The organism is Vibrio proteolyticus NBRC 13287, assembly GCF_000467125.1.
Classification (GTDB): Bacteria; Pseudomonadota; Gammaproteobacteria; order Enterobacterales; family Vibrionaceae; genus Vibrio; species Vibrio proteolyticus.
The window spans coordinates 25,833-38,333 of sequence record NZ_BATJ01000027.1 but is presented as its reverse complement, the minus strand read 5'-3'; the positions used below and the strand labels follow the sequence as shown (position 1 = coordinate 38,333).

Genomic DNA, 12,501 nt, shown 5'->3' with positions numbered 1-12,501 from the left:
ACCGAGTTTTGTCGTGTCGTCAGTCTTTGAGTGGTACTACCAACATGTCGACCGGAGAACAGTTGATCAACTGGCGAGTTGAGGACAATAACTTACTCCAGAAATCCTGATGGTGACCGCAGACCACCAGATCGATGGCGAACTCCTGGATGGTATCGCACAGCTCGTTGCTCAGGTCGCCACTGCCGACTAAGGTATGCTTGATTGGGTACTGCGCGTGATTCGCCAGTGCTCTGAGCTGATCCTGTGACGCTTCCATTGCCTGATGCTGAGTTTCGGCCAGATTAATGTCGATCAGTCCGGTGTACAGCTCCGCGTAGTTAACGTCGATATGAATGAACGACACTTCAGCCTCCAGGGGTTTGGCCAGTGCCACGGCTTTTTCGACCAGTTTCTTGCTGTCTTCAGACAGATCCACGGCGACTAAAATGTGTTGATAACTCATGGTGCTATCTCCTTATTGGGGTCTATCTACAGGTTAGCATCCGGTGCGGATAATTTTTGTCGTGGCGATCTCATATCTACATCCGCCGGGCGAAGTGTTATGGTTGGCAAAGTGATATAGTAACGACAATACAATCAGATACAGTGACTAGGAGTACCCGATGTTGTCTCAAGCGATGGTCGATCAGCTCAATGAGCAAATTAATCTCGAATTTTTCTCATCCAATCTATACTTACAAATGAGTGCCTGGTGTGAGGACAAAGGATTTGACGGGGCGGCTGAATTTCTTCGCAAACACGCCGTAGAAGAGATGGAGCACATGCAGCGTTTATTCACCTACGTGAGCGAAACGGGTGCGATGCCGATTCTGGGTGCGATTGACGCACCGAAACACACCTTCGCCAGCTTAGGTGAAGTGTTTCGTGAAACCTATGAGCATGAGCAGATGATCACCGATAAAATCAATAAGCTCGCTCATCTGGCATTCACCAGCCAGGACTACTCAACGTTTAACTTCCTTCAGTGGTACGTTGCGGAGCAACATGAAGAAGAGAAGTTGTTTAAAGGGATTTTAGACAAGCTGGAACTGGTCGGCGAAGATGGTAAAGCGTTGTTCTTCATCGATAAGGATCTGGCGGCAATGGCAAAAGAAGGCTCATCTTCAATCATGGATGCCTCTGCTGAATAAGTTGGATTCAGCGTAAAGATAATCGACAGATCGTCTTTTCCTTTCGGGCACCGGTATGAAGATGTAGGGAGGAAAAGATGATCAGTGGAGACACCATTCTATTTGCGCTAATGCTTGTCACTCTTGTCAATATGGCAAGGTACTTCACCGCACTACGTTCTCTTCTTCATATCATGCGCGAAGCGCACCCTTTGTTGTATCAGCAGGTCGATGGCAACGGCTTTTTTACCACCCATGGTAACGTCACCAAACAGGTGCGGTTGTTTCACTACCTGAAAAGTAAAGAATACCATCATCATCACGACGAACTGTTCACCCACAAATGCGATCGGGTGCGGGAGCTGTTTGTGCTGACCACGGCGCTGCTGCTGGTGACGCTGATGGCCGCTCTGGTGTTGTAAGTGGTGAATTGGCAAGCCGTGCATTTGCCGTTAGAATAGCGCCCGAATGGCAAGGATGTGCACCCGCACATCCTTTTTTATTGCACAAGAGCCGGGAAAGACCATGAGTGAGAAGTTTGACGTTGTGATTATAGGTGCGGGTGCTGCCGGCCTGATGTGTGCGGCGCACGCCGGTCGGCGTGGCCGGCGGGTGCTGGTGCTCGATCACGGCAAAAAACCGGGCCGTAAAATTCTCATTTCTGGTGGTGGTCGGTGCAACTTTACCAACTATGATGTGTCCGCCGCTAACTACTTGTGCCGCAATCCGCATTTCGTGAAATCGGCCTTGTCTCAGTACACCAACTGGGATTTCATCACCATGGTGAGCAAGTACGAAATTGAGTTTGAAGAGCGTGATCATGGTCAGCTGTTCTGCGTCAACTCCGCCAAAGACATCGTGAACATGCTGTTGAGTGAGTGTGACCAGCCCAATATTACTCTGCGCTATCAACAGGAAATTCTCCACACCGAGCAGACGCCGCAAGGTTTTGCGGTGAACGTGGCGGGTCAGACGATCGAATGCCAGTCGCTGGTGGTCGCCACCGGGGGGCTATCGATGCCGAAACTCGGGGCCACCCCATTGGGTTATCGTTTGGCGGAGCAGTTTGGCTTATCGGTGGTACCGACCTGCGCGGGACTGGTGCCATTTACGCTGCACAAAGCCGATAAAGAAGCGTTTGCCGAGCTTTCCGGAATCGCGGTTCCTGCGGAGATCACTGCCCAAGATGGCACGGTATTCAAAGAAGCGCTGCTGTTTACCCACCGAGGTTTATCCGGACCTGCGGTGCTGCAGATCTCTTCGTTCTGGAGAGCCGGTCAGAGTGTGACCATCAATCTGGTGCCGGATGCGGATGTCGGCCAGTTGCTGACGTGTTCGCGCGAGAAACACCCCAACCAGAGCCTCAAAAACACTCTCTCCAAGGTGCTGCCGAAACGTCTGGTGGAAGTGTTGATTGAACGTAAAGAGCTGTGCGACAAACCGCTTAAACAGTTCAACAGCCATGATCTGGAAGCGATTGCGCAGCATCTTGAGCATTGGACAATTGCCCCCAACGGCACTGAAGGTTATCGTACTGCGGAAGTGACGTTGGGTGGGGTGGATACCCGGCACCTATCGTCCAAAACCATGGAATGCACCAGCGTCAAAGGCTTGTATTTCATCGGTGAAGTGATGGACGTTACCGGTTGGCTCGGCGGTTACAACTTTCAGTGGTGCTGGTCGAGTGGTTATGTAGCCGGTCAGTGGGTGTGATCAGTCCAGCCTCCGATTGTAGACCACAAACTCATTATCTCGCACGTAGTGGTGTTGCTCATACAGCGTCTGAGCGGGGTGATTGTCTTGGGCGGTGCTGAGCATGATAAATGCGGCATCGCTCTCGCGGCCGAGTTGATCGGCCCGCTCTAGTAATGCCTCTGCGACTCCGTGTCGGCGCGCTGGCGGCGTGACGTACAGATCGTACAACAGCCAGATGCGCTTCATTTCCAGTGAACAAAACAAAGGGTAGAGTTGGCAAAAACCAGCCACAGCGCCGTCCAGCTCCGCATAAAAAATCCGTGATTGGCCCAAGTTCAGGCGCTCGGTCAGGTACTGCTGTGCCTGCATGGTGGTTTTTTGCACCTGATAAAAGTTCAGATAGCCCATGTACATGGGCAATACCCGTGGAACGTGTTGCGGCTCGGCGGCATAGATACGAAGTGTCATGATGGTGTCCTCTAGTGAAAACCACATCCTAGTCACACCACGTGGCACAAGTCCTCAAGATAGATACGGAATAGCTAAAACGTTATCAGGCACACCGGGGTTGATATCAAGATTTTCTCAACGCGTGTATTGCCCTGTGCTCGTCTCAGAGCGCAAGCCGGGTGGATGATCCGGCCGATTCAGGCACCCTTAAGCAGGGTGGTGGCGGCTTCGGCGTCCATCGGGCGGCCGAGGTGATACCCCTGACCGTAGCAACAACCCTGGCGCAGCAGGTAGTCTTGCTGCTGCGAATTCTCTATTCCTTCCGCAATCACTTTCAACCCCAGAGTGTGGCCCATGGCAATGATCGCGTTGACGATGGCGTTGCTGTCGGTGTCATCCGGCACATCACTGACGAACGAACGATCGACTTTGAGTTTATGCAGTGGCAGGCCTTTCAGGTAGGAAAGGGAGGAATAACCGGTACCGAAGTCATCCAGGGCGATTTCAACGCCCAACTGGCGAACCTGATCGAGATACCGAATGGCCTGCTCCTGATCTTCCATCAGCAGCCCTTCCGTGATCTCAATTTCCAGCCGGTTGGCCGGGAAGCCGGTGTCATGCAGAATTGCTTCCAGACGTTCGGTAAATTCGCTTTGCTGCAATTGAATGGCCGAAACGTTGACCGCCAGTTTGCCAAACTCATAGCCTTTATCCAGCCAAGTTTTACCTTGCCGACAAGCGGTGGTGAGTACCCACTTACCCATTGCCTGCATTAAGCCCGATTTCTCCGCAATCGGGATAAACTGGGCTGGCGAGATTGCACCGAGCTCTGGGTGTTGCCAGCGGATCAGAGCTTCAAAGCCAGTCAGATGGGCGTCGGCCAGTTGATACTGGGGTTGGTAGGCGAGCGAAAACTGCCCCAGCTCGAGTGCTTCATGCAGCGCCGACTGCAGCCGCACATGCGACACCGCGACATCCGTCAGCTCCGGGGTGTAAAAGGCGTAACCGTTGCGGCCATTCTTTTTGGCCTGATACATCGCTGTATCGGCGTTTTTGAGTAAGGTTTCTCCGTCGTCACCATCACAAGGGAACATCGCGACACCGATGCTGGTCGACAGGCGCAGGGCGGCGCCTTCGTGCGGAGAAAACGTCTGCTGGAAGCTGGAGAACAGGCGCTGCATCATCAGTGACAAGTCGGCGGTGCTGTCGAGGTCACTGAGGATGATCACAAATTCATCCCCACCGATACGGGCGATGTGATCCTGGTGACGCAGATGCGCTTTCAGTCGGGTGGCAAGCTCAGACAATATTTTGTCGCCACTGAAATGGCCCAGACTATCGTTGACGTGTTTGAAATGGTCGACATCCAGTACCAGGGTTGCGAAAGATCGGCCGCTTTCGCGGCTGGCGACAATCTGTTCGTCGAGCAACTGAATCAGGTGGGTACGGTTGGGCAAATCGGTCAGCGGGTCGAAATACGCCATCTGCTCGATTTTTTCTTCATGCTCTTTATAGAGAGAGATGTCCTCAAACACACAAATGTAATTCATCAACTGTTTGTATTCGTCGTATACCGCGCTGATGGTAGCCAGTTGTGGGTAAACGGAACCGTCTTTGCGCCGGTTGATGAATTCGCCTTTCCAGCGTCCGTCCCGTTTCAGTTGTGCCCACATGTCGCGGTAAAATGCGCGATCGTGGTGGCCGGACTGCAACAGGCGGGGATTATGGCCGATCACGTCCTGCGGCGGATAACCAGTGATGTCGCTGAACGCGGCGTTGATTTCGACGATCTTGCCGTCGGCATCGGTGATCACCACACCCTCATGGGAGTTGCTGAAGATTTTGGTGGCGATGCTGAGCTGATTTTCGACCTGTTTGCGCTGGGTGGCATTACGTGTCATGCCGAGAATACCGACCAGGCGCTGCTGGTGATCAAAGATGGGGGCCTTGATGGTCTCATACCACTGTTTGTCGCCCCGGGTGCCTTGATCGCAGCACTCATCGACGGTCATGGCTTTGCCGTGTTCCATCACCTTGTGATCGGAAGCGATGAATTTTCGCGCCAGCTGCGGACTGAACAACTGATGGTCGCTGGCACCGACGATCTCACTCAGCGTACGTCCCCAGGCTTGTTCAATCGCCAGGTTACCCATGATGTATATCCCGTTTGGGTCTTTGACCCAGGCGTGATCGTCCAGGCTGTTTATGAACTGCTGCAAAGTGGGCAGCGTCAACGATTGCCCGAGAGTGTGGGTCAGGCTGTCGGCGGCAGTGCGTGTTAGCCAGGCCGTTTGCGGATGCGCAGATTTGACAGCCAGCAGCGCGATCAGTGTAGACGCATCCTGCCAGATAGGCGCCAGAGTCACACCGCTGTGCTGGCAGTGATACAGCTCGGATTGGCCCGGATACCATGAGGCCAGCTCCGCTGTCACGTGAAGTGAGTCTCCCAGCACAGGTTGGTGCGGCATATGGCCACTCAGCAGGGCACATTGGCCGCTCAGTAAGGTGCGCAGTTGATGCAGTGCCTGTGTGATGGCATCAGCATGCAGGCTGATTAATGGGTTATGAGACATAGAATTGTGTTTGACCAATGACGTCTGTTTGCCACCGGCTGCGTGAGGCCGGTGCGGGATTTGGTATCTATTATTGACTTTATTATTAATCCAGTTCACGTGGAACTGATGGAATAATCCCACTAAAGCAGCGACTTAGCCGTGTTGTAAAGTCAAAGTGTTATCTTGGTTCAAAAATGACGAGGCGGATTTGCAAGCCAATCAATCGGTTTGCGGGGTAAGCCAGCGCCTGCGATACCGAGCCGCGGGCGCTGCGTTGTGACGCTACTCAGATGCTGATGAACGGTCGGGATCGTGGCGACGGGTTTTGATCTGCTGGATCGCCAGCCCGGTGATGATCAGCATCAGGCCGATCAGTGTGGTCGGATGGATCTGCTCACCGATAATGGTGGCCAGTAGCAACAGTGAAATAAATGGCGACGCAAAGATAAGATTGCTGATCCGGGCAGTGTTGCGGGTGGACTTGAGAGCGGTGAGCCACAAAACAAAGGTAATGCCCATCTCAAACAGTCCTACATAGCCCACCGCCAGCCAGCCCCGGACACTGATGTCTGACCAACCGGCGCCTTCCCAGCCACTGATTGCCAGCGCAAACGGAATGGCGACCAGAAAACCGAGCAGTACGCTGATGACAGGATCGGCGTGGTTTTTGGTATTGAGAATCCAGTAACTGGCCCACAACAGGGTTGAGAGTAACGCCAGTCCGACGCCGAGCGGGCTCTCAAAGTGCATGCCGAGAACATCGCCCTGTGTTGCAATGACCACCACGCCAAAATAACTGAACGCGCACGCCAGCCAGTCCTGTTTGCGAATTTTCTGGCCGAGAAATACCGCGGCCATCAAGGTCAGGGTAATTGCCCAGCTGTAGTTGATGGCCTGAGCCTGTGAGGCGGGCAGCAGATCATACGCTTTAAACAGAATCAGATAATAGCCAAGCGGATTGATCAGCCCGAGCAGGACAAAATAAAGCGGATTGGCACTGAACGTCGGCACTACCTGAGGCAGCTTCCCTTGCAGTGCACAAACCAGCGTCAGTGCCAGCGCAGAGACGATGCTGGCGACAGTCAGCATTTGCACCGGTGTGAATTCGGCCAGCGTGAGTTTAAATGCCGTGGCGACTGTGGACCACAGCAGCACCGCAGACAGCGCAAATCCGAGCGCGCGGCGTTCGTTCATGATATTCCTTATCGACGAGAGGCAGAGCAAAACGCCTAGTCTAGCTGCTCGATATCTGGACGACAAACTGGACATTTATCCAGTGTCGAAATACCATGATAAAAAACGTCTGACACGGGTTAAACCTTTATTATGCAATGGATTCTGGAACATCAAGGCTGGTTGCTCAGCGCGATAGCAAGTGCGCTGGCTGGCGGTGTCGCCACCGGGTGGTGGGTCAAACAGAAGATGCGCTATCAAAATCAATTGCTTGAACAGCAGCTGAATGCCAATCAACAGTGGCATGACACTCAGCTCGACCAGTTACGTCAGGAACTGACTCAGGCGCAAACGGAGTTAGATGAGCTGGACAATGAACGCGACAAAGCCGAATACGAACGGCGTCAGTCGCATGGCAAACTGATGGCGGTGATGGAAAAGCTGCGTTATTTCGACACGGTCAGACAGGAACGTCAGCAATACGCGGATCAGCTCAATCAGGTGCGCGAACAAAAGTCTCAGCTCGAAGCCCGGTTACGAGAGCAGGAAGCGCGCCATGAACAGGCAATGCTCGCCAGTCAGGAGAAACTGGAGTTGCTGGAGAAAGCGGAAGAGCGGCTCAAGCAGCAGTTCGAGCATCTGGCCAATCAATTGTTCGAAAGCAAAACCGCGAAAGTTGACCAGCAGAATCGTCAGAGCCTGGACGGCATTCTGACGCCGCTGCGTGAGCAGTTGGAAGGGTTTAAACGTCAGGTCAGCGACAGTTTTACTCTTGAAGCCAAAGAGCGTCACACGCTGGTGCACGAATTGAAGAAACTGCAGCAGCTCAACGAGCACATGACCCGTGAAGCGGTGAATCTGACACAAGCGCTCAAAGGCGATAACAAGCAGCAGGGCAACTGGGGCGAAGTGGTGCTGGCCCGGGTACTGGCCGAATCCGGTCTGCGTGAAGGCCATGAGTACCAGACCCAGGTCAGTTTGCACAACGAGGCGGGCAAGCGTTATCAGCCGGATGTGATTGTGCATCTACCACACGATAAGCAGGTGGTGGTGGACTCGAAAATGGCGCTGGTGGCTTACGAGCGGTACTTTAACGCCGACACTGACGCGCAGCGTGAACGTGCGCTGAGCGATCACCTGTTGGCGATCCGTGCGCACATCAAGGGATTGAGTCACAAAGATTATCACCAGCTCAAAGGAATACAGAGTCTCGACTATGTACTGATGTTTATTCCGGTTGAACCGGCCTTTCAGGTCGCGATTCAAGCGGATCCGAGTTTGGTGAAAGACGCCATGGAGCACAACATCATTTTGGTCAGCCCAACGACGTTACTGGTGGCGCTGCGCACCATCGATAACCTGTGGCGCAATGAGCGTCAGAACCAGAACGCCCAGATCATCGCGGAGCGGGCGAGCAAGTTGTACGACAAGCTGCGCCTGTTTGTCGACGACATGGAAAGCCTGGGCGGGGCGCTGGATAAAGCCAATCAAAATTACCAGGGCGCGATGAATAAACTGGCCACCGGGCGCGGGAACGTCATCCGACAGGCGGAAAGCTTCAAACAATTGGGTGTCGAGGTCAAACGGCCGATTTCGTCTGCTCTGAGCGACATCGCGCAAAATGAGGCTTTCGCAGAAAATGACTCGTTAGTAGAAAGACATCACGCTGAGGATAAAGTAAACTAACCGCCCGCAGCAAAGAGGCCGATTGAGCCTCTCATCGTCAGTGTTAACGCTGCTCAAGAGGACAGAGAATGACGGATACCAACGTGCAAGCCGAAACGGCACCAGATCATCAGGAAACCACCCATTTCGGTTTCACCACGGTCAAAAAAGACGAAAAAGTGGCGAAAGTGGCCGAAGTCTTCCACTCCGTGGCCGCGAAATACGACATCATGAACGATCTGATGTCTGGCGGCATCCACCGCTTGTGGAAGCGTTTTACCATTGACTGCAGCGGCGCACGTCCGGGTCAGCGTATTCTTGACCTCGGGGGCGGGACCGGTGATCTGACGGCGAAGTTTTCCCGCATCGTCGGAGAAAAAGGCCATGTGGTGCTGGCGGACATCAATAACTCGATGCTTAACGTGGGCCGCGATAAGTTGCGCGACAGCGGCATTGTGGGCAACGTGCATTACGTGCAAGCCAATGCGGAAGCCCTGCCGTTCCCGGACGACTATTTTGACGTGATCACCATCAGTTTCTGCCTGCGCAACGTGACCGATAAAGACGCGGCGTTGCGTTCGATGTTCCGGGTGCTCAAACCGGGTGGCCGCCTGCTGGTGCTGGAATTCTCTAAGCCGGTGCTGGAGCCGTTGTCGAAAATTTACGATGCGTACTCCTTCCACCTGCTGCCCAAAATGGGGCAACTGGTGGCCAATGACGCCGAAAGTTACCGTTACCTGGCCGAGTCAATTCGTATGCACCCGGATCAGGAAACACTGAAAGGCATGATGGAACACGCCGGGTTTGACAACACTTGTTACTACAACCTGACCGGCGGCATTGTCGCGCTGCACCGTGGCTACAAATTCTGAGGGTGAAGCATGCCATTTGAACCCCTGGTCACCGCGGCCATCGAAACCACCCTCAATACCCTGATTCAAGACGACCCCGAGCTGGGTCGTCGTCTCGGCCGACTCAAAGGTCAGGCGATTCAGGTGCATCTGAAAGAATTCAATAAAACCCTGACGTTCCTGTTCAGCCAGCAAATCGATGTGCTGGCCAGCTATGAAGGTCTGCCTGATTGCTACCTGTCACTCAATGTCGCGGTGTTACCGCAACTGCGTGAGCAGGCCAACATCACCAAGTTGATCAAACAGGACCAGTTAGTGCTGGAGGGCGACATTCAACTGGCACAGAAATTTGCTCAGTTGATGACTGACTGTAAGCCGGATATCGAAGAATGGCTGTCGCGTTTGACTGGCGATGTAGTGGCACATACTCTGGTGCAGGGCGCAAAAAATGTCGGCCACCTGATGGCGTCGCAGGCCCGCAAGCATCAAAGTCATCTGGCTCAGGTCATTACCGAAGAATGGCAACTGGCACCCGCGCCACTTGAAGTGGCGCATTTTTGTGATCAGGTCGACGAGGTGCGCAGCCAGGCCGCCCGGCTTGATGCCCGACTTAACCAGTTGCTGGAGAAAACATGACGCCAAGCGAGCTCAAACGTCTTTATCACATCGTCCGGGTCCAGTTGGAGTACGGTTTGGATGAACTCCTGCCGAGCGAACATCAGTTGACCAAAGCGCCATTGCTGGCGCGTAAATCTCTGTTCTGGATTAAGAACCAACATGCGGACAAGCCACTTGGCGAGCGTCTGCGTCTCGCGCTGCAGGAGCTGGGACCGGTGTGGATCAAATTCGGCCAGATGATGTCGACCCGCCGCGATCTGTTTCCTGAGCACATCGCCGATCCGCTGGCGTTGCTGCAGGATCAGGTGTCACCGTTTGATGGTCACCTGGCGCGCGCGCAAATGGAAAAAGCGCTCGGCGGCAGCCTGGATAACTGGTTCAGTGACTTTGAAGTTGTCCCGTTGGCGTCGGCGTCGATTGCTCAGGTGCACACCGCCAAACTCAAAGAGTCGGGGCGGGAAGTGGTGCTTAAAGTGATCCGACCGGATATTCGCCCAGTCATTGATGCAGATCTAAAACTCATGTACCGGATGGCGCGTATAGTCGCCAAGGCGCTGCCTGAAGCTCGGCGTTTGAAACCGGTTGAAGTGGTTCGCGAGTACGAAAAAACGCTGCTCGATGAACTCGATCTGCGCCGCGAAGCGGCCAATGCGATTCAGCTTCGGCGCAACTTTGAAGGCAGTGAAGAATTGTATGTTCCTGAAGTCATTACCGATTTCAGTAATGAAACTGTCATGGTTTCTGAGCGAATATACGGGATTCAGGTCTCTGATATTGAGGGGCTCAAAGCCAACGGCACCAATATGAAGTTGTTGGCCGAGCGTGGCGTGAGCGTGTTTTTCACTCAGGTATTTCGAGACAGCTTTTTTCATGCCGATATGCATCCGGGCAATGTGTTCGTTCAACCGGCGCATCCGGAAAACCCGCAATGGATTGGGCTGGATTGCGGCATCGTCGGTACCCTGAACAGTGAAGATAAGCGTTATCTGGCAGAGAACTTTCTGGCGTTTTTCAATCGGGACTACCGCCGGGTAGCAGAACTGCATGTGGAATCGGGTTGGGTTCCACGTGAAACCAACATTGATGAGTTTGAATTTGCGATTCGCGTTGTGTGTGAACCGATTTTTGCCAAACCCCTGTGCGAGATTTCTTTCGGACATGTGTTGCTGAATCTGTTCAATACGGCACGACGCTTCAATATGGAAGTGCAGCCGCAACTGGTGTTGTTACAGAAAACCTTGCTGTATGTGGAAGGGCTCGGACGTCAGCTCTACCCACAGCTGGATTTGTGGGAAACCGCGAAACCGTTCCTCGAATCGTGGATGATGAATCAGGTGGGGCCGCAAGCCGTGATCAACGCGGTGAAAGACCGGGCACCGTTCTGGGCGGAAAAACTGCCGGAGTTGCCGGAGTTGTTGTACGACAGCCTGCGTCAGGGTAAGGCCATGAACCAGCGTATGGATCAGCTTTATCAGGGCTATCGAGACAGCAAACGTCAGCAGGCGACCGGAAGATTTTTGTTTGGCGTTGGCGCCACTTTAGTCGTATGCTCGGCAATATTGGTCAACAACGCATTTGAGCAGTTGTCGGTGGTCAGTGGTATCACTGGGGTCACATTTTGGCTGCTCAGTTGGCGAGCTTACCGTCAATAGACGGTAAACTCAGAAAGTATTTTTTAAGCAGACCCGAGGTATAAAGAATGGGTGGTATCAGTATTTGGCAACTTCTCATTATTGCTGTCATCGTTATCTTACTGTTTGGCACAAAGAAACTACGCAACATTGGTGGTGACCTGGGCAGTGCCGTTAAAGGTTTTAAGAAAGCGATGAACGACGAAGACGCGTCGGCAAAAAAAGACGCCGATGCCGACTTCGAGCAAAAAAATTTAGAGCAGCAGAAAACGGACGCGACTGCTGATAGCAAGAAAGACAAAGAGCAGGCCTAACTCGTGTTTGATATCGGTTTTTGGGAACTGGTATTGATCTCTGTGGTGGCCTTGGTGGTGTTAGGTCCGGAACGATTGCCGCACGCGATTCGTAGTGTCACGAGCTTTATTCGGGCCGCGAAAAGCATGGCAAACAGCGTCAAGGACGAATTGTCTCATGAGCTGAAAGTTCAGGAGCTGCAGGAAAATCTGCGCAAAGCGGAACAGATGGGCATGGAAGACCTCTCTCCCGAGCTCAAATCGTCGGTCGAGGAGCTGAAGAAAGCCGCGCAGGACGTTCAGCGTCCTTATGCCAAACCATCGTCTCAGCCCGCGGCGGATGAGCCGTCAGCCGCCCAAGACGATGACCACGTTGCGGCTTCACAGCCAGCAGCGGACCAAGCGACCAACACGGCAGAGAAAAAAGCCGAGTAGTCTTATGACCAAAGAGCTGCATA

Annotated in this window: 13 protein-coding genes; 9 read left to right on the top strand and 4 right to left on the bottom strand. The window is 53.4% G+C overall.

Annotation, left to right across the window (positions count from 1 at the left end; translation table 11 throughout):
- Positions 1-19: 19 nt before the first annotated feature.
- Positions 20-445 (bottom strand): universal stress protein UspA, encoded by a 426-nt coding sequence (gene uspA / locus VPR01S_RS20555; protein ID WP_021707295.1) that lies wholly within the window; start codon positions 443-445, stop codon positions 20-22.
- A gap of 160 nt (positions 446-605) precedes the next feature.
- On the opposite strand from uspA, the gene ftnA reads away from it, so the two are divergent.
- From ftnA to VPR01S_RS20540, 3 genes are all read left to right on the top strand, one after another.
- Complete coding sequence (gene ftnA, locus VPR01S_RS20550) at positions 606-1,133, top strand: non-heme ferritin (protein ID WP_021707294.1); 528 nt, start codon at positions 606-608, stop codon at positions 1,131-1,133.
- A 77-nt stretch (positions 1,134-1,210) separates the two neighbouring features.
- Positions 1,211-1,534: a universal stress protein UspB gene (uspB, locus tag VPR01S_RS20545; RefSeq protein ID WP_021707293.1), complete on the top strand. Its 324-nt coding sequence runs from the start codon at positions 1,211-1,213 to the stop codon at positions 1,532-1,534.
- Between the two features lie 103 nt (positions 1,535-1,637).
- Positions 1,638-2,825, top strand: coding sequence for a BaiN/RdsA family NAD(P)/FAD-dependent oxidoreductase (locus tag VPR01S_RS20540; RefSeq protein ID WP_040903234.1), 1,188 nt, complete (start codon positions 1,638-1,640; stop codon positions 2,823-2,825).
- Here the strand turns inward: VPR01S_RS20540 and VPR01S_RS20535 are convergent, their stop codons facing one another.
- The 3 genes from VPR01S_RS20535 to VPR01S_RS20525 form a co-directional block, all read right to left on the bottom strand.
- Entirely contained in the window at positions 2,826-3,275 is a 450-nt protein-coding gene (locus VPR01S_RS20535; RefSeq protein ID WP_021707291.1) for a GNAT family N-acetyltransferase, read from the bottom strand.
- A 179-nt stretch (positions 3,276-3,454) separates the two neighbouring features.
- The gene (locus VPR01S_RS20530) at positions 3,455-5,830 is read right to left on the bottom strand and encodes a putative bifunctional diguanylate cyclase/phosphodiesterase (RefSeq protein WP_081693218.1); all 2,376 of its coding nucleotides are present in this window, start codon (positions 5,828-5,830) and stop codon (positions 3,455-3,457) included.
- A gap of 264 nt (positions 5,831-6,094) precedes the next feature.
- Complete coding sequence (locus VPR01S_RS20525; RefSeq protein WP_021707289.1) at positions 6,095-7,006, bottom strand: DMT family transporter; 912 nt, start codon at positions 7,004-7,006, stop codon at positions 6,095-6,097.
- A 132-nt stretch (positions 7,007-7,138) separates the two neighbouring features.
- Between VPR01S_RS20525 and rmuC the strand changes: the two genes are divergently transcribed.
- The 6 genes from rmuC to tatB all read left to right on the top strand — a co-directional run bounded on the left by rmuC (position 7,139) and on the right by tatB (position 12,478).
- Positions 7,139-8,671, top strand: coding sequence for a DNA recombination protein RmuC (gene rmuC / locus VPR01S_RS20520; RefSeq protein ID WP_021707288.1), 1,533 nt, complete (start codon positions 7,139-7,141; stop codon positions 8,669-8,671).
- A gap of 68 nt (positions 8,672-8,739) precedes the next feature.
- Positions 8,740-9,522 carry a bifunctional demethylmenaquinone methyltransferase/2-methoxy-6-polyprenyl-1,4-benzoquinol methylase UbiE gene (gene ubiE, locus VPR01S_RS20515; RefSeq protein ID WP_021707287.1) on the top strand — a complete coding sequence of 261 codons (783 nt, stop codon included), beginning with the start codon at positions 8,740-8,742 and terminating at the stop codon, positions 9,520-9,522.
- Between the two features lie 9 nt (positions 9,523-9,531).
- Positions 9,532-10,137 carry a ubiquinone biosynthesis accessory factor UbiJ gene (locus VPR01S_RS20510; protein WP_021707286.1) on the top strand — a complete coding sequence of 202 codons (606 nt, stop codon included), beginning with the start codon at positions 9,532-9,534 and terminating at the stop codon, positions 10,135-10,137.
- A complete protein-coding gene (gene ubiB, locus VPR01S_RS20505; protein WP_021707285.1) occupies positions 10,134-11,771 on the top strand; it encodes a ubiquinone biosynthesis regulatory protein kinase UbiB in 1,638 nt (545 codons plus the stop codon). The genes VPR01S_RS20510 and ubiB overlap by 4 nt, the downstream gene beginning before the upstream one ends.
- Positions 11,772-11,818: 47 nt before the next feature.
- Entirely contained in the window at positions 11,819-12,064 is a 246-nt protein-coding gene (gene tatA / locus VPR01S_RS20500) for a Sec-independent protein translocase subunit TatA (RefSeq protein WP_021707284.1), read from the top strand.
- A gap of 3 nt (positions 12,065-12,067) precedes the next feature.
- A complete protein-coding gene (gene tatB / locus VPR01S_RS20495) occupies positions 12,068-12,478 on the top strand; it encodes a Sec-independent protein translocase protein TatB (RefSeq protein ID WP_021707283.1) in 411 nt (136 codons plus the stop codon).
- Positions 12,479-12,501: the final 23 nt, after the last annotated feature.